The following is a 20215-nucleotide window of genomic DNA, read 5'->3' on the forward strand; positions in this document are numbered from 1 at the left end:
GGAAGTGAAGCCTCTCACCGCTGCCAGCTGCAGATGCCGCCGGTGCGGCACGGCCAGGTCTGGATCCTGGTGTCGCGGGCTTCGGCATCGAGCGGGTTCGCGTGCCGCCGCGCGAGCCTGGCGCGGGCTGGCGCAGGCGCCGCCGCGCGCTTCGGCTCAGGCTGCGCCGTTACCCTGGCCGTCCGGGCGGCCTTCTGTGATGCGACCTTCGGCTGCTCGACCGTCGGCTCGACATTGGCACGCTGATCCGGACCGTGGTCGGTCTTCGCCTCGACCGGAACCGGCTCGAATTGCGCAGGCGGCCCAAGCCGCTTCGGCGACAGCACCGCCTGGGAAAGATCGAGGCTGAAGAACTCGCTGGGGCGATACTCGTCAGCCAGCGCCACGCCGCCCACAGCCAGGCACGCGGTACAAACAATTGCAACAAAAGCGCTTTTCAGGACCATCAAAGGGCCTCCTGAAATCACTCGAACAGAACAGCCATCATGTAGGGGCCCGGCCGCGCGAATCCACCCCGCTGTTGCGGGCAGGGTTACCAGTCAACCAAGGCGGCCGTGGAAAGTTCCCGCTGCCCGCCGCCTAGAGCCCCGTGCCGATGGTATCGGAACGGGGCTCTAGATTCTTGTTTTGACGCGTTTTCTTCACGCGAACCGGTAGCCACTTCGCTCGAAAACGCTCTAGCCTATTCGGCCGCCTGCGCCAGCGGCTGGCCGATCGCGCGTTCCAGCCGCGCGCATTCGGTGCGGTAGCGGGCGACGTTGCCTTCCTTGATGTGGCCATAGCCGCGCACGAGGTCCGCAGCCTTGGCCAGCGCCACCAGCCGCGGCAGGTCGAGCGGCTTCGTGCCGTCGAGACGACGCAGGATCATCGCGGAATACTCGACCGGCAACGCGCGCTCCATCTTGCGCTCTGAGGTGTAGCCGAAGATGTCGAACGCGGTGCCGCGCAGGCCCTTCAGCCCCGCCAGCAGGCCGAACGCCTTGAAGATCCACGGGCCGAATTCGCGCTTCTGCAAACGCTCGGTGACGGGATCGCGCTGCGCCAGCAGCGGCGGCGCCAACAGGACCTTCAAGCCGGAATTGCCCTCGAACTGCTCCTTCAAGGCCTTGCTGAACTCGCCGTCGGAATAGAGCCGCGCGACCTCGTACTCGTCCTTGTAGGCCATCAGCTTGAACAGGCCTTTTGCAAAGGCCTCGGTCAGGTCCTGCGAGCCCGGCGCGGCCGCGGCCTCAGCGGTGCGGACGCGCGCGACATCATCGAGATAGCGCTTGGCGTAGGCCTCATCCTGATAGTCGGTGAGGAATTTGGCGCGGAACGCGATCGTCTCGTCGAGCGTCTTCTTTGCAGGCGCTGCGCCTGCGCTCTTGAAGCGCGCGGCGCTGACCACGCGTTGCAGATCGTGCGCGGCAAGCCGGCCCCACGAGAACGCGGTCTTGTTCATCTCGATCGCGGCGCCGTTGAGCTCGATCGCCTTCAGGATCGCATCGAGCGACAGCGGGATCGCGCCGCGCTGGAAGGCAAAGCCGAGCATGAAGGCGTTGGTCGCGATGCTGTCGCCCATCAGCGCGGTGGCAAGCCCGGTGGCATCGAGAATGTCGAGATCATCAGGTCGCACCGCGCCGTTCAGCGCGTCGCGCATCGCACCAGCCTCGAAATCGATATCGGGATCGATCACGAAGCTCGCGGTCGGCAGCAGATCGGCGTTGACGACGGCGCGGGTGACGCCGCGCTCGGCGCGGCTCAACGCCGGCACGCTGGTGGCCACGACGAGGTCGCAGCCGAGGATCAGGTTGGCATTGCCGGGCGCGATGCGGACGGTGGTCAGCATGTCGGACGCCGGCGCCAGCCGGACATGGCTCATGACCGCGCCGTTCTTCTGCGACAGGCCGGTGAAGTCGAGCGTCGAGCAGGCCAGACCCTCGACATGCGCGGCCATGCCGAGCAGCGCGCCGATGGTGATGACGCCGGTGCCGCCGATACCGGTGATCAGGATGTTGTAGGGCGCGGCAAGCGCGGCCGCAGGCGGCGTCGGCAGGTCGGCGAACAGCGCCTTGGGATCGGCGGCGGTGCGGTCGGCCTTGCGCAGCTTGGGATCCTGCACCATCACGAAGCTCGGGCAAAAACCCTCAATGCAGGAGAAATCCTTGTTGCAGTTCGACTGGTCGATGCGGCGCTTGCGGCCGAGTTCGGTCTCCAGCGGCTGCACCGAGACGCAGTTCGACGCCACCGAGCAGTCGCCGCAGCCTTCGCAGACGCGCTCATTAATGAAGACGCGCTTGGCCGGATCGGGAAACAGCCCGCGCTTGCGGCGGCGGCGCTTCTCGGCGGCGCAGGTCTGGTCGTAGATCAGGACGGTGAGGCCCTCGATCTCGCGCAAGGTGCGCTGCACGGCGTCGAGCTCGCGGCGATGGTGGATGGTGGCGCCCGACGGGAAATAATTGGCGGGATATTTGTCCGGATCGTCGGAGACGATCACGAGCCGCTTGGTGCCCTCGGCCGCGACCTGGTGGGCGATCTGCGACACCGTGAAGCCGCCCTCGGCCGGCTGGCCTCCGGTCATCGCGACCGCGTCGTTGTAGAGGATCTTGTAGGTGATGTTGACGCCGGCCGCAGCAGCGGCGCGCAGCGCCAGGAGGCCGGAATGGGTGTAGGTGCCGTCGCCGAGATTCTGGAATACGTGCTGTTCGCTGGTGAACGGCGCCTGCCCGATCCAGCTCACGCCCTCGGCGCCCATATGCGAGATGGTCTGGGTGTTGCGGTTCGGCACCGACAGCGCCATGCCGTGACAGCCGATGCCGGCCATGGCGCGGCTGCCCTCGGGGATCTTGGTCGACGAGTTGTGCGGGCAGCCCGAGCAGAAATATGGCGTGCGCTGCAATTTCGCGGTGCCCGTGCCTTCGGCCGGACGATCGAACGCCTCGAGCTTTGCCAGGCGTTGCTCCAATAGCGGACTGCGATGGCCGAGCTTGCGCAGACGCGCGACGACGGCGGCCGCCACCATGGTCGGCGTCAGCTCGCCCTCGCTCGGCAGCAACGGCGCGCCGCTCTCGTCGCGCTTGCCGACCACTGAGGGACGCTTGGATGCGTCCATGTTGTAGAGGATGCGGACCAGCTGGTCCTCGATGAAGCCGCGCTTCTCCTCGACGACAAGCACGTCCTGCAAGCCTTCGGCGAAGGCGCGCGCGCCGCGCGCTTCCAGCGGCCAGGTCAGCGCCACCTTGTAGATGCGCAGTCCCAGTGCCTGCGCGTCGGCATCGGTGATGCCGAGATCGGCGAGCGCCTGGCGCAGATCGAGATAGGCCTTGCCGGTCGCCATGATGCCGAGCCGCGCCGGCTTCGAATCCAGCACGATGCGGTCGAACCGATTGACGCGGGCAAAAGCCGCGACCGCCTCCATCTTGGGCCCATGCAGCCTGCGCTCGGCCTCCAGCGGCGGATCCGGCCAGCGGATCGAGAGCCCATCCGGCGGCATCTCGAAATCATCAGGTGTGATGATCTTGATGCGATCGAGATCGCTGACGATCGAGGCCGAGCTTTCGACGGTTTCCGAGATCGCCTTGAAGCCGACCCAGCAGCCGGAATAGCGCGACAGCGCAAAGCCGAGGATGCCGAGGTCGAGATAGTCCTGCAGCGTCGCCGGATTGACCACCGGCATCAGCGCCGAGGCGAACACCTGCTCGCTCTGGTGCGCCAGGGTGGAGGACTGGCAGCCATGGTCGTCACCAGCCAGCGCAATCACGCCGCCATTCGGCGACGTGCCGGCCGAATTGGCGTGCTTGAGCGCATCGAGCGAGCGGTCGACGCCGGGGCCCTTGCCGTACCAGATGCCGAACACGCCATCGACCTTGGCGCCCGGGAACATGCCCACCTGCTGGCTGCCCCACACCGCGGTCGCTGCCAGATCCTCGTTGAGGCCGGGAACGAAGGCGATGTCGTGCTCTCTGAGGAACGATTTGGCGCGCCACAGCGCGTGGTCGTACATGCCGAGCGGCGAGCCGCGATATCCGGAAATGAAACCCGCGGTGTTCAGCCCGTGCGCGCGGTCGCGTTCGCGCTGCAACATGGGCAATCGGACCAGAGCCTGGGTACCGGAAAGGAAGATTCGTTTCGTGTCCAACCGGTACTTGTCGTCCAGTCCAACGTCCATCAACGCCATCAGTCTCAGGCTCCCCGCCGGTTAGTCGCGCCGGTCCGAACCGGTCTCATTATCTTCCGAATGATCATGCATCAGCATGCACCGGTTTTGTTATGCATGAACAGCCCCGTTCCATGGCCGCAGCACATAACTCGATGTTGCAGATGCGAGGTCTTGCCGAACCCCGGCTTCTTTGAAACGGTGCGCGCAAAGGGAGACCAAGGATGATTACAGTCGAATCCGCGTTCACGACGGAAATCGTGGAGAACGGCAATCTGCTGGTGGGTCCGTGGCGCAGCCCGAAGCAGATGCTGCAGACCCAGACCTACGACTCGCACGCCTCGATCCACGACGATGCAACCGCGCAGAAGCTCGGCTTCCGCGGTGGCACGATCGAGGGACCGACCCATTTCAGCCAGTTCACACCGCTGTGCGAGCGGATCTGGGGCCGGGCCTGGTTCATGACCGGATGCCTGTCGGCGCATTACCGCAATCCGGTGTTCGAAGGAGAAGAGGTGCAGGCCCAGATCGAGAAGCCGAAGCCGGGCCAGACCGTTTGCACGGTCGGGATGGTCAAGCGCGACGGCACCGAGATTTTGCGCGGCACCGCCTCGATCGACGGCGACGGCACGGAGACAGCGCTCTCCCACAGGCTCGGCGAATTGAAGCCGCTGACCGATCCCGTGATCCTTGCCGACATCAAGGTCGGCATGAAGACGCCGCGCCAGGCGATCAAGATGGATTTCGACCAGAACATGGGCGATCTCTATCCGTTTTCGCTGGCCGACAAGCTCAAGGTGATCACCGAACCTTCAGACTATTATTCGCTGGAGCATAATCCCTGGGGCCGCGCCATCATCCCGATGGAGATGCTGAGCGTGCTGTTCCAGTACCGCGCGCGCGAAGATCGCCTGCCGGTCCGTGGTCCGGCGGTCGGGCTGTTCGCCGACCAGGAGATTCGGCTGGTGCGCGGGCCGCTATTCCCGGGCGAGACTTATTGGGTCGAGCGTGAGGTCGTCGCGCTCTCGGGCAGCAAGCGCACCGAGAGCATGTGGGTGCGCTCGACCGTGCTCGATGCCGACAATGCAGAGGTTGCGACCATGCTGCTCAACGGCGCCAGCATGAAGGATTCCTACGCCAACTACGAAAGCGAGCACAAAGCACTCTACGGCTGAAGCAACAGCCGCCCCTTCCGCAAGCCGCCAAACCAAGGACAACAACAATGGCCCGCCTGCCCTATCTCGAAGCCGATCAGGTCGCACCCGAATATCGCGACATGCTCAAGCGCAATACCAATCTGCACAAGCTCCTGGTCAACTCGCCGGATATGGCGCGCGCCTTCAACGGCGTCGGCGGCTATATCCGCTTCAACAGCAAGCTCGATCCGCGGTTGCGCGAGCTCGCGATCCTGCAGGTCGGCTGGCTCGAGAAGTCGGAATACGAGTTCACCCACCATGTGAAGATCGGCAAGGAGTTCGGCGTCACCGATGAGGACATAAAGGGCCTGATCGCGGAGACCTGTGGCAAGCCGTCGACACTCGAGCCGCTGGCGAAAGCGATCCTCAGGGGCGCCCGCGAGATGGTGCGCGAGCTCGCGATGTCGGATGCGACCTTCGCCGAGATCAAGCGAGAGCTGTCCGACGAGCACATGACCGACCTGGTGCTGACGATTGCGTTCTATTGCGCCGTGGTGCGCGTGCTCGCCACCATGCAGATCGACAACGAACCCACGTACAAAGAGGTACTGCAACAGTACCCGATCCCGGGAGTGAAGTGAGATGCGCCTGCAAGATCGCGTCGCCATCGTCGTCGGCGCCGGCCAGAGCCCCGGCGAGGGCATCGGCAACGGCCGCGCCACCGCGCTGACCTTCGCGCGTGAGGGCGCCAAGGTGCTGTGCGTCGATCACAATCTGGCGTCGGCCCAGGAGACCGTCGACATGATCACGGCCAAAGGCGGTACCGCTGTCGCCTTCAAGGCCGACGTCACCAAGAATGCCGACATCAAGGCGATGGTGGCGGATGCGCATGACCGCTGGGGCAGCATCGATATCCTGCACAACAATGTCGGCGTCAGCCTTTCCGGCGGCGATGCCGAATTGCTCGACATCACCGAGGAGGCGTTCGACCGCTGCGTGGCGATCAACCTGAAGAGCTGCATCCTCGCCGCCAAGCATGTGATCCCGATCATGCGCAAGCAGCAGCGCGGCTCGATCATCAACATCTCGTCGATGGCCGCAATCACGACCTATCCTTACGTGGCCTACAAGGCGACGAAATCGGCGATGATCGCCTTCACCGAGCAGCTCGCCTACCAGAACGCGCAATATGGCATTCGCGCCAACGTGATCCTGCCCGGACTGATGAACACGCCGATGGCGGTGGACACGCGCGCACGCGAATTCAAGAAGAGCCGCGCCGAGGTCGAGGCGGAACGCGACAGCAAGGTGCCGCTGCGTCACAAGATGGGAACCGGCTGGGATGTCGCCAATGCCGCGCTGTTTCTCGCATCGGATGAAGCCAATTTCATCACCGGTGTGACGTTGCCGGTCGATGGCGGCGCAAGTGTGCGGCGCGGCTAATCCGGATAATCGAGATGATTAACCCGGTTAATCCGGTTGATTAACCTGTGTGACGACGTGCGGTTAATCACTGTGACGAAATCACGCGTCAATGTGCCGCAATGATTCGAAAAACTTGAAGTATTCCAATGACACGGCGATGTGACGGCGCGTCCACATAAATCGAAATCCTGACTCGCTGTGGTCGCACGAAATTCATCTGCGCTCTGTATCTCGCACCCCAAGATTTCTGGAGTGCCAAGACCATGAGCGAAGAATTCGAACTCAGACCCGATCAGTGGGATGCGTTGAAAGCGTTGCGGGCTCCCGCAGCAAACCCTTCAAGGCTGAACCGGTTTGCCGTCGAAAGCCTGATCGCGCTCGGTTATGTCGCGGTGCGCGGAGACGCGTTTGCCTTGACCCCCGCGGGCCGCAAGGTGCTGGTCCGCGGTTCGTCACAATTGCTGCTCGATATCGCGGCCTGATCCCCTCGAAACTGACAAGAAGCTTACACACGCGGCATCATGCCGCGTGTGCTTTTCCGGGAATGGTCGCCTCGCCGTGCTGCGTCAGCGGCTTCATGCCGGTAAGGCTCCGTAGCAGCACATAGAACACCGGCGTCAGGAACAGGCCGAAGATCGTGACGCCGATCATGCCGGAGAACACCGCGACACCCATCGCGCGCCGCATCTCCGAGCCCGCGCCGGTCGACAGCACCAGCGGCAGCACGCCCATGATGAACGCCATCGACGTCATCAGGATCGGCCGCAGCCGCAGCCGGCTCGCCTCGATCGCAGCACGGATCGGCGAACGTCCGGCGAATTCGAGCTCGCGCGCGAATTCGACGATCAGGATGGCGTTCTTGGCCGACAATCCGACCAGCACGATCAGGCCGATCTGGGTGAAGACGTTGTTGTCGCCCTTCGACAGCCAGACCCCGAACATCGCGGCCAACAGGCCCATCGGCACGATCATGATGATCGAGAGCGGCAGCGCCAGGCTCTCATAGAGCGCGGCGAGCACCAGGAACACCAGCAGGATCGCCAGCGGGAACACCCAGAGCCCGGAATTGCCGGCGATGAACTCCTGATAAGTCAGGTCAGTCCATTCGAAGGCAAAGCCCGGCGGCAGCGTTTCGGCGGCGATCCGCGTTGCCGCCTCCTGCGCCTGGCCGGAGGAATAGCCGGGCGCCGCGGCGGCGTTGATGTCCGATGACAGGAAGCCGTTGTAGCGGATCGCACGCTCCGGCCCCGCGCTCTGGCGGACCTTCAACAGCGCCGACAGCGGCACCATGTCGCCGGACGACGAGCGGACCTTCAGCTGCCTGATGTCGTCGGCACGCGCGCGGAACGGCGCATCCGCCTGCACATAGACCGAATAGGTGCGGCCGAATTTGTTGAAGTCGTTGACGTAGTAGGAGCCGAGATAGATCTGCAGCGTGTTGAAGACTTCCGTCACCGGCACGCCGAGCTGCAACGCCTTGGTACGGTCGATGTCGGCGAACAGCTGCGGCACGTTGACCTGGAAGCTCGAGAACACGCCAGCGATTTCCGGCGCCTTTTGCATCGCCGTCATGAACGCCTTGGTCGCGTCGTTCAGCGCCTCATAGCCGAGGCCCGCGCGGTCCTCGATCTGCAGCTTGAAGCCGCCGATGGTGCCGAGGCCGTTGACCGGCGGCGGCGGGAACATCGCGATGAAGGCATCCTGGATGCCGGCATACTTCTTGTTTAGCGCCGCCGCGATCGCCGGACCGCTGAGCGAGGGATCCTTGCGCTCGTCGAACGGCTTCAAGGTCGAGAACACGATGCCGGCGTTGGAGGAGTTGGTGAAGCCGGAGATCGACAGGCCCGGGAACGCCACTGAGCTTTCGACGCCCGGCTGGGTCAGCGCGATGTCGCTCATCTTGCGGATCACTTCCTCGGTGCGGTCGAGCGTCGCGCCATCGGGCAGCCGGGCAAAGCCAACCAGATATTGCTTGTCCTGACCCGGCACGAAGCCACTCGGGACCTGCTTGAACAGCACGCCGGTGACACCGATCAGGAGCACATAGAGGCCGATCACCACGGCCTTGCCGTAGATCACCTTGGTGACGGTGCGGCCGTAATTCTCGGAAGACTTGGTGAAGACCTTGTTGAAGCCGCGGAAGAACCAGCCCAGCGACTTCTCCATGACCCGGGTCAGCCAGTCCTTCGGCTCGTGATGCCCCTTCAGCAGCAGTGCCGACAGCGCCGGCGACAGCGTCAGCGAATTGATCGCGGAGATCACGGTCGAGATCGCGATCGTCAGCGCGAACTGCTTGTAGAACTGCCCGGTCAGCCCGGAGATGAAAGCGAGCGGCACGAACACCGCGATCAGCACCAGCGCGATCGCGATGATCGGGCCCGACACTTCGCGCATCGCCTGGTTGGTGGCGTCGCGCGGCGACAGGCCGGATCCGATGTTGCGCTCGACATTCTCGACCACGACGATGGCGTCGTCGACCACGATACCGATCGCGAGCACCAGGCCGAACAGGCTCAGCGCGTTGATCGAGAAGCCGAACACATGCATCACCGCGAAGGTGCCGACGATCGACACCGGAACCGCGATCAGCGGAATGATCGAGGCGCGCCAGGTCTGCAGAAACAGGATCACGACCAGCACGACGAGCGCGATCGCCTCGAGCAGTGTGTGGATGACGGCCTCGATCGACGAGCGCACGAACTGGGTGGGATCGTAGACGATCTGGTACGACACGCCTTCCGGCATGTTCTTCTTGATCTCGGCCATGGTGGCGCGGACATGGTCGGAGATCTCCAGCGCGTTCGAACCTGGCGCCTGGAAGATCGGGATCGCGACCGCCTGCTTGTTGTCGAGCAGCGAGCGCAGGCCGTATTCGGAGGCGCCGAGCTCGATCCGGGCAACGTCGCGCAGCCGCACCACCTCACCATTCGCGCCGGTCTTCACCACGATGTCGCCGAACTGCTCCTCGGTCGACAGCCGTCCCTCGGCGTTGACGGACAGCTGGAGATCGAGGCCCTTGACGCTCGGCGAGGAGCCGACCACGCCGGCGGCGGCCTCGACGTTCTGCGCCTGGATCGCGCGGACGACGTCGCTTGCGGTCAGCGCGTGCTCGGCGGCCTTCTGCGGATCGACCCAGACCCGCATCGAATAGTCGCCGGCGCCATAGAGCTGGACGTCGCCGACGCCGTCGATCCGCGCCAATCGGTCCTTGACGTTGAGCACTGCGTAGTTGCGCAGATACGTCATGTCGTAGCGGTTGTTCGGCGACAGCAAATGCACGACCATGGTAAGGTCGGGCGAGCTCTTCTTGGTGATGATGCCGAGCTGGCGCACCACGGCCGGCAGGCGCGGTTCGGCCTGCTGCACGCGGTTCTGCACCAGCTGGGTCGCCTTGTCGGGGTCGGTGCCGAGCCGGAACGTCACCGTCAGCGTCATCGCGCCGTCGGTGGTCGCCTGGCTCGACATATAGAGCATGCCCTCGACGCCGTTGATCTGTTCCTCGATCGGCGTTGCCACCGTCTCGGCGATCACCTTCGGATTGGCACCCGGATACGTCGCGCGCACCACGACCGACGGCGGCACCACGTCGGGATATTCCGAGATCGGCATCGCCAGCAGCGAGATCAGACCGGCCAGGAAGATCAGGATCGATAGCACGCCGGCAAAGATCGGCCGGTCGATGAAGAATTTTGAGAGATTCATGGCTCCGCCCCCGCGCGCAGCGCCTAGCGCCGCACGACGTGCTGGTTGGTTTCAGTGGATGCCTGCTGCATACCGCGCGCGCCCATCTCGGCGACTTCCATCTTCAGAAGTGCGCCGGGACGCACGCGCTGCAGGCCGTTGACGACGATGCGGTCGCCGGATTTCAGGCCGGCGGTCACGATCCGCAGGCCGTCGACCGCACCGCCGAGCGTGACCGGGCGATAGACCGCGCGGCTGTCGTCGCCGACCAGCATGACGAACTTCTTGTCCTGGTCGGTGCCGACGGCGCGCTCGTCGATCAGCACCATCGTCTGCTCTTTCGGCTGGCCCATGCGCACGCGGGCGAACTGTCCGGGGATCAGCCGGCCGTCATCGTTCCTGAACACGGCGCGGACGCGGATGGTGCCGCTCTGCCCGTTGACCTGGTTGTCGATCAGCTGGATGTGGCCCTTGGCGCTGAGGCCGCCTGACGTCACCATGTCGACCGGGATCTGATCGAGATTGCCGCGCTTGCCGGAGGCGTCTGCGATCGAGTTCAGCGCGCGCAGCACGACCTCCTCATCCGCATCGAAGCTCGCATAGATCGGGTTGACCGAGACCAGCGAGGTCAGCACCGGCGACGAGGTGCCCGCGGCGACGAGATTGCCGACTGTGATCTCGATCCTGCCGACCCGGCCGTCGACCGGTGCGCGGACCTCGGTGTAATCGAGATTGAGTTTTGCGGTCTGCAGCGCGGCTTCAGCCGCCTTGACGTTGGCGATCGCCTCGCGATTGGTGTTGTCGCGCTGGTCGAAGTCGCGCTTGGTGACGATGTTGTTGCCGACCAGCTGTGCGCCGCGCTCGACCTCGCTCGCGGTGAAGACGGCGCGGGCCCTGGCGGCCTCGAGCTGCGCCTGGGCGCGGTCGACCTCGGCGGCGTAGGGCGCGGGGTCGATCTTGAACAGGATGTCGCCGGACTTCACCAGCGCGCCTTCGGTGAAGTTGGTCGCCAGGATCGCGCCCGCGACCCGCGGCCGGAGTTGGACGCGGTCGACCGCCTCGAGCCGGCCCGAGAAGTCATCGAACAGGGTGGTCGGGCGTGGCTGGATCACGGCCACGGTCACCGGCACCGCCGGTTCGGGGGCGGCTGCTGTGGCGGTCGCCTGGGCGGCATGAAAATAGTGGCCGGTCGCGATCGAACCGGCGACGCCGAGGGCGCCGAGGATCACAATACCGCCGACGACGCGTCGGAGGCGGCCGGAACGAGGATTTTGGGTTGACGAGGGCATTCACGCGCTCCAGATATCTGTAGTGTTCACTACAGATGTGGAGCTGGACGCCGGTTCGCAAGATACTTATGTATCGAGCACTATGATTTTCTTAGCGCATTCGTGGGGAAATGAGAAGCCGCGGAAAAACATCACGTGCAACAAGAGGATAAGCCAGGGACAATCCGTCACAGAAACGGCACCCGGCTTACGGAGTAACGAAAATGGGTATGGGACGCCCCCGCGCTTTCGACGCGGATGCCGCTTTGGACCAGGCGATGGACGTGTTCTGGCGCCATGGTTACGAGGGTGCGACGATTGCGCAGCTCACCGAGGCGATGAACATCAATCCGCCGAGCCTCTATGCCGCCTTCGGCAGCAAGGAAGGCCTGCTGAAGGCCGCCCTCGACCGCTACACCGAGCGCCGTGACGCCTGGATGGAAACGGTTTTGGGCGCCGCCACCGCCCGCGAGGTGGCCGAACGATTTCTGATGGAGCACGCGGACGCCCAGACCGATCCCGCCAACCCGCCCGGCTGTCTGCTGGTCCAGGGCGGCCTTGCCTGCGGCACCGGCTCGGAAAATGTTCCATTCGAACTGGCGGCGCGCCGCACCCACACCGAAGACCAGTTGCGCGAACGCTTTGTCCGCGCCAAGGCCGAACGCGACCTGAACGAAAGCGCCGATCCGGCCATGCTTGCCCGCTATCTCTCCGCGGTCACATCAGGCATGTGCGTGATGGCCTCCTCCGGCGCCGACCGCAACGCGCTGCGCGAGATTGCGGCGGTGTCGCTGAAGGCGTTCGATGAACAGGCGAAGGGCTAGAGCGGTTCAAGTCATGCGCACGCGAGCCCCAACGCAGTTGGGAGTGACCGGCAATGCATCACTGGACCAGCTGGCTGCCAGGTCTCAACACGCTCCGTCGATACCAAGCGGCGTGGTTTCCACACGACATCGTCGCGGGGCTTGTGCTCGCGACCATGCTGGTCCCGGTCGGCATCGCCTATGCGGAAGCGTCCGGCTTGCCGGGTATCTACGGACTTTACGCGACGATCATCCCGCTGCTCGTCTACGCGTTGTTCGGGCCGAGCCGCATCCTCGTCCTGGGACCGGACTCGGCGCTTGCAGCCATCATCCTCGGCGTTGTCGTTCCGCTGTCGGGCGGCGATCCCATGCGCGCGGTGGCCCTCGCCGCGATGATGGCTATCGTCTCCGGAACGATATGCATCGTGGCGGGCATCGCGCGGTTGGGATTCCTGACAGAGCTTCTCTCCAAGCCGATCCGCTACGGCTACATGAATGGAATTGCCCTGACCGTGCTGATCAGCCAGCTGCCAAAGCTGTTCGGCTTCTCCATCGAAAGCGATGGACCTCTGCGCAGCCTCTGGGCGGTCGTCGGAGCGGTTCTTGACGGAAAGACGAATTGGATCGCGCTCGGGATCGGCCTTGCCACATTGGCGGTGATCCTGCTGCTCCAGCGGAACAAGCGGCTTCCCAGCATTCTGATTGCCGTCGTTGCGGCGACGGTCGTCACCGGCGTGCTCGATCTTGGAGCGCGCTTTAACGTGACAGTTTTGGGTTCGCTTCCCCAGGGCCTGCCGGGATTCGCGATTCCCTGGATCGGCTATGGCGATATCGTGCAGGTGCTGATCGGCGGTTGCGCCGTCGCGCTGGTGTCATTCGCCGACACCAGCGTGCTTTCGCGGGCCTATGCGGGACGATTGGGCGATCGCGTTGATCCCAACCAGGAGATGGTGGGGCTCGGCGCGGCCAATCTGGCGGCCGGCTTCTTTCAGGGCTTTCCGATCAGCAGCAGCGGATCGCGCACGCCCGTTGCGGAAGCCGCCGGAGCGCGCACCCAACTTACCAGCGTCATCGGCGCGCTTGCCATCGCTCTTCTGCTGCTGATGGCGCCGAACCTGCTTCAGCACTTGCCCAACGCCGCATTGGCCGCCGTCGTCATCGCCGCCGCGCTCGGCCTATTTGAGTTCAGCGATCTCAGGCGAATCTACGCCATCCAGCGGTGGGAGTTCTGGCTATCGGTGGTCTGCTTTGTTGGCGTGGCCGTGCTGGGAGTGATTCCGGGAATAGGCCTCGCCATCGTGATCGCCATCATCGAGTTCCTGTGGGACGGATGGCGGCCGCATTCCGCCGTGCTGGGCCGCGCCTCCGGCGTGAAGGGCTATCACGACATCACGCGATATCCGGACGCGCGCCAAATCCCCGGGCTGGTGTTGTTCCGGTGGGATGCGCCGTTGTTCTTTGCGAATGCCGAGTTCTTCAGGGAACGTGTGCTGGATGCCGTGGCGAAATCTCCGACGCCGGTGCGCTGGCTGGTCGTTGCGGCCGAGCCGGTCACCAGCGTGGACGTGACCGCCGGCGACATTCTCGCCGAGCTGGACGATGCATTGCACGCACAAGGGATAGAGCTGTGCTTTGCCGAGCTCAAGGATCCCGTCAAGGACAAGCTGAAGAAATTCGGCTTGTTGGCGCAGCTTGGCGAGAACAACTTCTTCCCGACCATCGGCGTCGCCGTTTCGCACTACCTCGAGATCAATGCCGACGTGACTTGGGAGGACTGGGAAGACCGGGCTATATCCTAGGTTCAACCCCGACCGTCCGGGCGCACGTCACCACATCGTCTGCCGCGCGCGCTCCGGCCACTCGCGATCGTATTTTTCACCACCGACCGTGTGCTCGCTCATTTCGGCGAGGATCTGGCCTGGCGTCGGCAACGCCTTCGGATCGACCTGCTTGTCCGGATTCCAGAGGTCGGAGCGCACGATCGCGCGGGCGCACTGGAAATAGATCTCGTCCACATTCATCACGATCACCGTGCGCGGCGCCTTGCCCTCCATCTTGAACGAGGCGAGCAGCTCCGGCTCGGCCGAGACATGGCCGCGGCCGTTGACACGCAGCGTGCTGCCCGAGCCCGGGATCAGGAACAACAGCCCGACGCGGGGATCGCGAACGATGTTGCGCAGCGAATCGCAGCGATTGTTGCCGCGGCGATCCGGCATCATCAGCGTCTTCGCATCATGGATGCGCACGAAGCCCGGCAGGTCGCCGCGCGGCGAGCAGTCGAGCCCCTCGGGGCCAGAGGTCGCGAGCGACACGAACGGCGATTTCTCGATGAGCACACGATAGAGCGGCGTCACGTGATCGGCGACCTTCACGGTCGACGCGTCATTTGGGAAACCGTAGATCGCCTCAAGCTGCTCGATCGTAGAGATCACCGACATTCGTGCTGTCCTCCTCTTTCGTTAGAGCTTCTTGTTCGACGCGTTTTCTTCACGCGAACCGGCGTCCACTTCGCTCGAAAACGCTCTAGCCATCCCAGCGTTCACCCTTGATGATGCGGACAAGCTGTCGCGCGTGATATTCGGCGGTGCCGGAGTTGATGATGGTGAGATCAGGCGGCGCTGCGCTCTCGTCGACGGTGCGCCCCAGCCGCTGCGCGAGCCCGCCGTCGCTGGCACGCCCGCGCGCCGCCAGTCGCGCAGCCAGCACGTCCGGCGGCGCCGTGACCGACACCACGATGGCATTGGCATAGTTGCGGCGGGCGGCTGCGACCACCGTGCGCGAGACGTTCGCGATCACGGTGCGCCCGGCCCTGATAGCATCGTCGATCGTCCGCGACAGCGCGTAGCGATGGCCGTGCGCCTCCCAGTGCATAGCATAGTCGCCGGCCGCGGCCGCGCGCTGGAAGGTGTCCGCGCTGACCTCCTCATTGTCTTCCGACACTGACGCCTGGCGGGTGATCAGCCGGCGCGCGAAGACAATGTCGCGATCATCCGCACAGGCCGCCTTCGCCAACCCCAGCAGCGTGTCCTTGCCGGCGCCGCTCGGGCCGACCACCAGGATCAACCGGCCGGGACCAATCGTGGTGGCGTGCTGCGCGGCGACGGCAGGGAGTTCGCTCATGCGACCCTGGCTCCTTCGCGCCAGACGCTGCGCACCACCGGCAGGTCGCGCGCGACATGCACGCGGATCAGATCGGCCCGCCTGCCGACCGCGATCTCGCCGCGATCGGCGAGCCCAACCGCCTCGGCCGGCGTCTTGGTCACGGTGCGGACGGCGGAGGCGAGATCGATCGCCGGCACATGAAGCGGCAGCTGCAGCGCCGCCATCAGCAGGCTGGACGGGATGTAGTCCGACGACAGGATATCGAGCATGCCCTCATTGGCGAGATCGACGGCGGCGATATTGCCGGAGTGCGAGCCGCCGCGCACCACGTTCGGCGCACCCATCAGGATGTCGATGCCGGCCGCGTGCAGCCCCCGCGCGGCTTCCATCGTGGTCGGGAATTCCGCGACCGCGACCTTGTCGTTGACGGCGTCGACCACGTTCTCGTCGGTGGTGTCGTCATGGCTCGCCAGGGGGATCTTGTATTCGTGCGCCAGCGCGACGATCGCGCGGGTGTTGGTGACGGCATATTCCTTCTGATAGGCGAAGCGCCGCGCGAACAGCACGTCGAGCTGGGCGTCGGTCATGCCGCCGCCCTTGCCGCGGTAATAGTCACGCAGCTTCACCTCGTCGCGGAACTGGCGCTGGCCCGGGGTGTGGTCCATCAGCGACATCAGTCGCACGTCAGGCCGGTCGATCAGCTCCTTGGCCTCGGCAACGACATCCGGCATCGGCACTTCGCAGCGCAGATGCAGGAAGTGATCGGCGCGCAGCAGATTCTCCTCGCGTGCGGCCGAGATCGCCGCCGCCAATACGCCGGCGCGGCCGTCGACATCCTCGGCGCCGTCCTCGCGCCACACCCGTAGCGAATCCAGCACCGTGGTGATGCCCGAGGTCGCGAGCTGCCCGTCATAGGAGATCACGGCCGCGATCGGGTTCCAGAACACTTTTGGCCGCGGCACGTAGTGCATCTCGAGATGGTCAGTGTGCAGCTCGATCAGCCCGGGCATCAGGAGATCGCCGCCGGCGTCCTCGGCTACCTCGGGCGCCCTGCCCTCGCCGTATTCGGCGATCCTGCCGTCCGCTATCGCGACCCAGCCCTGCTCGATCACGCGGTCGGCGAGGACCAGCCGGGCGTTGCCGATGATGGTGTCTTGCTTGGCGGTCATTTCAAACGGTCCTTCAGGCAGCAGCGGCGAACGAGGTCACGTCGACGATGCGATCGGCAATCAGATGACGGATTTCGTCGTCATGGACAATCGCGACCATCGCGACGCCCCTGGTCTTTTTCTCCGCGATCAGCTCGACCACCACTGCGCGATTCGCCGCATCGAGCGAAGCGGTCGGTTCGTCGAGCAGCAGGATCGGCAGCTCCGAGATGAAGCCGCGCGCGATATTGACGCGCTGCTGCTCGCCGCCGGAGAAGGTCGAGGGCGGCAAGGTCCAGAGGCGCTCCGGGATATTCAGCCGGCGCAGCAGGCGGCCGGCACGCTCGCGGGCCTCCTCGCGCGCCACGCCGTTGACGATCAGCGGCTCGGCGACGACGTCGATCGTCGCCACCCGCGGCACCGCACGCAGGAACTGGCTGACATAGCCGATCGTCGAGCGGCGGATGCTCAGCACCTGGCGGGGCTCGGCGGTGGCGAGGTCGATCACCTTGCCGTGGTGACGAATGCCGATCCGGCCGCTGTCGCAGCGGTAATTGCCGAAGATCATCTTCAGGATCGAGGATTTGCCGGCGCCCGACGGGCCGGACAGCACCACGCATTCGCTTGATGCGACGTGGAACGAGACGCCGCGCACCACGGGCAGCTCGACGCCGCCCTGCAGATGCATGATGAAGGTCTTCTCGGCGTTGGTGAGTTCGATCATCGCGGTCATTGGCAAGCTCATGGCGGGAGAATCGAGGAAACGAGCAGCTGCGTGTACGGCTCGCGGGGATCGTCGAGCACCTGGTCGGTGAGGCCGGTCTCGATGACGCGACCGCCCTTCATCACCATCACGCGATGCGACAACAACCGTGCGACCGCGAGATCGTGGGTCACGACGATGGCGGCCAAGCCCAACTCGCTGACCAGATTGCGCATCAAATCGAGCAGGCGCGCCTGCACCGAGACGTCGAGGCCGCCAGTCGGCTCATCCATGAACACCAACCGCGGCTCAGTGACCAGGTTGCGCGCTATCTGCAGCCGCTGCCGCATGCCGCCCGAATAGGTCTTTGGCGCATCGTCGATGCGGCCGACATCGATCTCGACCCGCTCCAGCCAGGTCGAGGCGGTGCCGCGGATTCGGCCGTAGTGATTCCAGCCGACCGCCATCAGCCGCTCGCCGACATTGGCGCCGGCCGAGACCCCCATGCGCAATCCCTGCGCCGGGTCCTGATGCACAAAGCCCCAGTCGGTGCGGAACAGGAAGCGCCGCTCCGCCTCGCCGAGTTCGGCGAGATCGCGCAGCACGCCGTCGCGCATCCGGTAGGACACCCGCCCCGCGCTGGGCGCAAGCTGCGCCGAGAGCAGCTGCAGCAGCGTCGACTTGCCCGAGCCGGATTCGCCGACGATCGCCAGCACTTCGCCGGGATAGAGCGCGAACGAGACATCGCGGCAGGCCGGAAGCCGGCCATAATTTTTGCCGAGCCCCTCGGCAACCAGCATCAGCTGGTCGGTGTCGAGGCTTGAGAGCTCAGACATGCACCTTCTCCTTGTGGGGCGCCGCGCTCTCGGTGCCGTGATGGCCGGCCGCCTGGCGCTGCTCGCAGAAGTCGGTGTCGGAGCAGACGAACATCCGCCCGCCCTTGTCGTCGGTGACGATCTCGTCGAGATAGGAGGAGTCGGCGCCGCACAGCGCGCAGGGCGCATTGAAGCGGTAGCGCGTGAACGGGTGATCCTCGAAATCCAGCGAGACCACCGTGGTGTAGGGCGGGATCGCGTAGATGCGCTTCTCGCGGCCGGCACCGAACAGCTGCAGTGCCGCGCAATTGTCCATCTTCGGATTGTCGAATTTCGGGGTCGGCGAAGGGTCCATCACATAGCGCGCATTCACCTTCACCGGATAGGCGTAGGCGGTCGCGATGTGGCCGAAGCGCGCGATGTCCTCGTACAGCTTGACATGCATCAGCCCGTATTCGGCGAGCGCGTGCATCCGCCGCGTCTCGGTCTCGCGCGGCTCGAGGAAGCGCAGCGGCTCCGGGATCGGCACCTGATAGACCAGCACCTGCCCGGCGTGCAGCGGCGCTTCGGGAATGCGATGCCGGGTCTGGATCACGGTCGCATCCGTCGTCGACGTCGTGGTCGCAACGCCCGCGGTCTTGCCGAAGAATTTGCGGATCGAGATCGCGTTGGTGGTGTCGTCCGAGCCCTGATCGATCACCTTCAGCACGTCGTCGGGGCCGAGGATCGCCGCCGTCACCTGCACGCCGCCGGTGCCCCAGCCATACGGCATCGGCATCTCGCGGCTGGCAAACGGCACCTGATAGCCGGGGATCGCGATCGCCTTCAGGATCGCGCGGCGGATCATCCGCTTGGTCTGCTCGTCGAGATAGGCGAAGTTGTATGTCGGCGCGTTCATTCCGCGGCCTCCTGCAGTTCGACTGCCCGGTTGGCCTCGGCGAACTCCTGCCGAAGCTTGCGCAACAGGCCGAGCTCGGACTGGAAGTCGACATAATGCGGCAGCTTGAGATGCTCGACGAAGCCGGTCGACTGCACATTGTCGGAGTGCGACATCACGAACTCCTCGTCCTGCGCCGGTGCGGCGGCTTCCTCGCCGTGCTCGCGCGCGCGCAGCGCGCGGTCGACCAGCGCCATCGACATGGTCTTGCGCTCGCTCTGGCCGAAGGCGAGGCCGTAGCCGCGGGTAAAGCACGGCGCCTCGGTCGTCGAGCCCTTGAACTGGTTGACCATCTGGCACTCGGTCAGCTCGATCGAACCCAGCGGCACCGCGAAGCCGACGTCCTCGGCTGAGAATTCGACCTCGACCTCGCCGAACCGGATCTCGCCGGCGAAGGGATGGTTGCGGCCGTAACCGCGCTGCGTCGAGTAGCCGAGCGCGAGCAGAAAGCCCTCGTCGCCGCGCGCAAGATTCTGCAGCCGCAGATCGCGATCGGCCGGAAAGCTCAGCGGCTCGCGCGTGAGGTCGCCGACCGGCGCGTCGGCCTCGGCCTGCGGCGAGAGCTCGATCAGGCCGTCGCGGCCGAGAATGTCGGTGACCCGCGGCGTTGCCGCCTGCGAGGCTTCCGACGTCGCCGGCTGCTCCGGCACAAAGCCTTCCGCGAGTTGCGGATCGAGCAGGCGGTGGGTGTAGTCGAAGGTCGGGCCGAGGATCTGGCCGCCCGGAACGTCCTTGAAGGTCGAGGAGATGCGCCGCCGCACCTGCATCTCGCCGGTGTTGACCGGCTCGGTGGCACCGAAGCGCGGCAGCGTGGCGCGGAACGCACGGACCAGGAAGATCGCCTCGATCATGTCGCCGCGCGCCTGCTTGATCGCCAGCGCCGCGAGCTCGCGGTCGTAAAGCGAACCCTCGCTCATCACCCGATCGACACCGAGCGCGAGCTGTTCGGATATCTGCGCCAGCGTCACCTCGGGCACGTCGCGATCGCCGCGCCGCTCATGCGCGAGCAGGCGATGGGCGTTCTCGATGGCGCGCTCGCCTCCCTTGACCGCTACATACATC

At 65.1% G+C, this 20215-nt stretch carries 17 protein-coding genes; 6 read left to right on the top strand and 11 right to left on the bottom strand.

Features of this window, described 5'->3' with window-relative positions; all coding sequences use genetic code 11:
* Nucleotides 1–14 precede the first annotated feature (14 nt).
* Together K359_RS0122835 and K359_RS0122840 are read right to left on the bottom strand one after the other, a co-directional pair.
* Nucleotides 15–446, bottom strand: a complete 432-nt coding sequence (locus tag K359_RS0122835) for a hypothetical protein (protein ID WP_029081414.1) — start codon at nucleotides 444–446, stop codon at nucleotides 15–17.
* Between the two features lie 236 nt (nucleotides 447–682).
* The gene (locus K359_RS0122840) at nucleotides 683–4156 is read right to left on the bottom strand and encodes an indolepyruvate ferredoxin oxidoreductase family protein (protein WP_029081415.1); all 3474 of its coding nucleotides are present in this window, start codon (nucleotides 4154–4156) and stop codon (nucleotides 683–685) included.
* 203 nt (nucleotides 4157–4359) lie between these two features.
* On the opposite strand from K359_RS0122840, the gene K359_RS0122845 reads away from it, so the two are divergent.
* The 4 genes from K359_RS0122845 to K359_RS0122860 all read left to right on the top strand — a co-directional run bounded on the left by K359_RS0122845 (nucleotide 4360) and on the right by K359_RS0122860 (nucleotide 7178).
* Nucleotides 4360–5310, top strand: coding sequence for a hypothetical protein (locus K359_RS0122845; RefSeq protein ID WP_029081416.1), 951 nt, complete (start codon nucleotides 4360–4362; stop codon nucleotides 5308–5310).
* Between the two features lie 47 nt (nucleotides 5311–5357).
* Complete coding sequence (locus K359_RS0122850; RefSeq protein WP_029081417.1) at nucleotides 5358–5912, top strand: carboxymuconolactone decarboxylase family protein; 555 nt, start codon at nucleotides 5358–5360, stop codon at nucleotides 5910–5912.
* 1 nt (nucleotide 5913) lies between these two features.
* A complete protein-coding gene (locus K359_RS0122855) occupies nucleotides 5914–6714 on the top strand; it encodes an SDR family NAD(P)-dependent oxidoreductase (protein ID WP_029081418.1) in 801 nt (266 codons plus the stop codon).
* Between the two features lie 245 nt (nucleotides 6715–6959).
* Nucleotides 6960–7178: a hypothetical protein gene (locus K359_RS0122860; RefSeq protein WP_029081419.1), complete on the top strand. Its 219-nt coding sequence runs from the start codon at nucleotides 6960–6962 to the stop codon at nucleotides 7176–7178.
* Between the two features lie 37 nt (nucleotides 7179–7215).
* On the opposite strand, the gene K359_RS0122865 is transcribed toward K359_RS0122860, so the two are convergent.
* On the bottom strand, nucleotides 7216–10398 hold the full coding sequence (locus K359_RS0122865; protein WP_029081420.1) for an efflux RND transporter permease subunit: 3183 nt from the start codon (nucleotides 10396–10398) through the stop codon (nucleotides 7216–7218).
* 23 nt (nucleotides 10399–10421) lie between these two features.
* Nucleotides 10422–11666 (bottom strand): efflux RND transporter periplasmic adaptor subunit, encoded by a 1245-nt coding sequence (locus K359_RS0122870; protein ID WP_029081421.1) that lies wholly within the window; start codon nucleotides 11664–11666, stop codon nucleotides 10422–10424.
* 203 nt (nucleotides 11667–11869) lie between these two features.
* On the opposite strand from K359_RS0122870, the gene K359_RS0122875 reads away from it, so the two are divergent.
* Nucleotides 11870–12469 carry a TetR/AcrR family transcriptional regulator gene (locus K359_RS0122875; RefSeq protein WP_029081422.1) on the top strand — a complete coding sequence of 200 codons (600 nt, stop codon included), beginning with the start codon at nucleotides 11870–11872 and terminating at the stop codon, nucleotides 12467–12469.
* Between the two features lie 53 nt (nucleotides 12470–12522).
* Nucleotides 12523–14247, top strand: a complete 1725-nt coding sequence (locus tag K359_RS0122880; RefSeq protein WP_029081423.1) for a SulP family inorganic anion transporter — start codon at nucleotides 12523–12525, stop codon at nucleotides 14245–14247.
* A 27-nt stretch (nucleotides 14248–14274) separates the two neighbouring features.
* On the opposite strand, the gene K359_RS0122885 is transcribed toward K359_RS0122880, so the two are convergent.
* The 7 genes from K359_RS0122885 to K359_RS0122915 all read right to left on the bottom strand — a co-directional run bounded on the left by K359_RS0122885 (nucleotide 14275) and on the right by K359_RS0122915 (nucleotide 20214).
* Nucleotides 14275–14886, bottom strand: coding sequence for a pyridoxamine 5'-phosphate oxidase family protein (locus K359_RS0122885; protein ID WP_029081424.1), 612 nt, complete (start codon nucleotides 14884–14886; stop codon nucleotides 14275–14277).
* Between the two features lie 85 nt (nucleotides 14887–14971).
* Nucleotides 14972–15568 carry a phosphonate metabolism protein/1,5-bisphosphokinase (PRPP-forming) PhnN gene (phnN, locus tag K359_RS0122890; protein ID WP_029081425.1) on the bottom strand — a complete coding sequence of 199 codons (597 nt, stop codon included), beginning with the start codon at nucleotides 15566–15568 and terminating at the stop codon, nucleotides 14972–14974.
* Complete coding sequence (locus tag K359_RS0122895) at nucleotides 15565–16719, bottom strand: alpha-D-ribose 1-methylphosphonate 5-triphosphate diphosphatase (RefSeq protein WP_029081426.1); 1155 nt, start codon at nucleotides 16717–16719, stop codon at nucleotides 15565–15567. The genes phnN and K359_RS0122895 overlap by 4 nt, the downstream gene beginning before the upstream one ends.
* 13 nt (nucleotides 16720–16732) lie before the next feature.
* A complete protein-coding gene (gene phnL, locus K359_RS0122900) occupies nucleotides 16733–17431 on the bottom strand; it encodes a phosphonate C-P lyase system protein PhnL (RefSeq protein WP_029081427.1) in 699 nt (232 codons plus the stop codon).
* An 8-nt stretch (nucleotides 17432–17439) separates the two neighbouring features.
* A complete protein-coding gene (gene phnK, locus K359_RS0122905) occupies nucleotides 17440–18237 on the bottom strand; it encodes a phosphonate C-P lyase system protein PhnK (protein ID WP_029081428.1) in 798 nt (265 codons plus the stop codon).
* A complete protein-coding gene (locus tag K359_RS0122910; protein WP_029081429.1) occupies nucleotides 18230–19114 on the bottom strand; it encodes an alpha-D-ribose 1-methylphosphonate 5-phosphate C-P-lyase PhnJ in 885 nt (294 codons plus the stop codon). Before K359_RS0122910 ends, phnK begins: the two co-directional genes overlap by 8 nt.
* Nucleotides 19111–20214 carry a carbon-phosphorus lyase complex subunit PhnI gene (locus K359_RS0122915; RefSeq protein ID WP_029081430.1) on the bottom strand — a complete coding sequence of 368 codons (1104 nt, stop codon included), beginning with the start codon at nucleotides 20212–20214 and terminating at the stop codon, nucleotides 19111–19113. The genes K359_RS0122910 and K359_RS0122915 overlap by 4 nt, the downstream gene beginning before the upstream one ends.
* Between the last annotated feature and the right edge of the window lies 1 nt (nucleotide 20215).

Source organism: Bradyrhizobium sp. th-b2, assembly GCF_000426785.1.
In the GTDB taxonomy this organism is placed as follows: Bacteria; Pseudomonadota; Alphaproteobacteria; order Rhizobiales; family Xanthobacteraceae; genus Bradyrhizobium; species Bradyrhizobium septentrionale.

Bases quoted from the DNA above. Each gene is read 5' to 3' on its own strand.
- K359_RS0122860 (WP_029081419.1), top strand. From the start codon at position 6,960: ATGAGCGAAGAATTCGAACTCAGACCCGATCAGTGGGATGCGTTGAAA.
- K359_RS0122840 (WP_029081415.1), bottom strand. From the start codon at position 4,156: ATGGCGTTGATGGACGTTGGACTGGACGACAAGTACCGGTTGGACACG.
- K359_RS0122875 (WP_029081422.1), top strand. From the start codon at position 11,870: ATGGGTATGGGACGCCCCCGCGCTTTCGACGCGGATGCCGCTTTGGAC.
- K359_RS0122870 (WP_029081421.1), bottom strand. From the start codon at position 11,666: ATGCCCTCGTCAACCCAAAATCCTCGTTCCGGCCGCCTCCGACGCGTC.
- K359_RS0122845 (WP_029081416.1), top strand. From the start codon at position 4,360: ATGATTACAGTCGAATCCGCGTTCACGACGGAAATCGTGGAGAACGGC.
- phnK (WP_029081428.1), bottom strand. From the start codon at position 18,237: ATGTCTGAGCTCTCAAGCCTCGACACCGACCAGCTGATGCTGGTTGCC.
- K359_RS0122855 (WP_029081418.1), top strand. From the start codon at position 5,914: ATGCGCCTGCAAGATCGCGTCGCCATCGTCGTCGGCGCCGGCCAGAGC.
- K359_RS0122850 (WP_029081417.1), top strand. From the start codon at position 5,358: ATGGCCCGCCTGCCCTATCTCGAAGCCGATCAGGTCGCACCCGAATAT.
- K359_RS0122865 (WP_029081420.1), bottom strand. From the start codon at position 10,398: ATGAATCTCTCAAAATTCTTCATCGACCGGCCGATCTTTGCCGGCGTG.
- K359_RS0122895 (WP_029081426.1), bottom strand. From the start codon at position 16,719: ATGACCGCCAAGCAAGACACCATCATCGGCAACGCCCGGCTGGTCCTC.
- phnL (WP_029081427.1), bottom strand. From the start codon at position 17,431: ATGACCGCGATGATCGAACTCACCAACGCCGAGAAGACCTTCATCATG.
- phnN (WP_029081425.1), bottom strand. From the start codon at position 15,568: ATGAGCGAACTCCCTGCCGTCGCCGCGCAGCACGCCACCACGATTGGT.
- K359_RS0122835 (WP_029081414.1), bottom strand. From the start codon at position 446: ATGGTCCTGAAAAGCGCTTTTGTTGCAATTGTTTGTACCGCGTGCCTG.
- K359_RS0122885 (WP_029081424.1), bottom strand. From the start codon at position 14,886: ATGTCGGTGATCTCTACGATCGAGCAGCTTGAGGCGATCTACGGTTTC.
- K359_RS0122915 (WP_029081430.1), bottom strand. From the start codon at position 20,214: ATGTATGTAGCGGTCAAGGGAGGCGAGCGCGCCATCGAGAACGCCCAT.
- K359_RS0122910 (WP_029081429.1), bottom strand. From the start codon at position 19,114: ATGAACGCGCCGACATACAACTTCGCCTATCTCGACGAGCAGACCAAG.
- K359_RS0122880 (WP_029081423.1), top strand. From the start codon at position 12,523: ATGCATCACTGGACCAGCTGGCTGCCAGGTCTCAACACGCTCCGTCGA.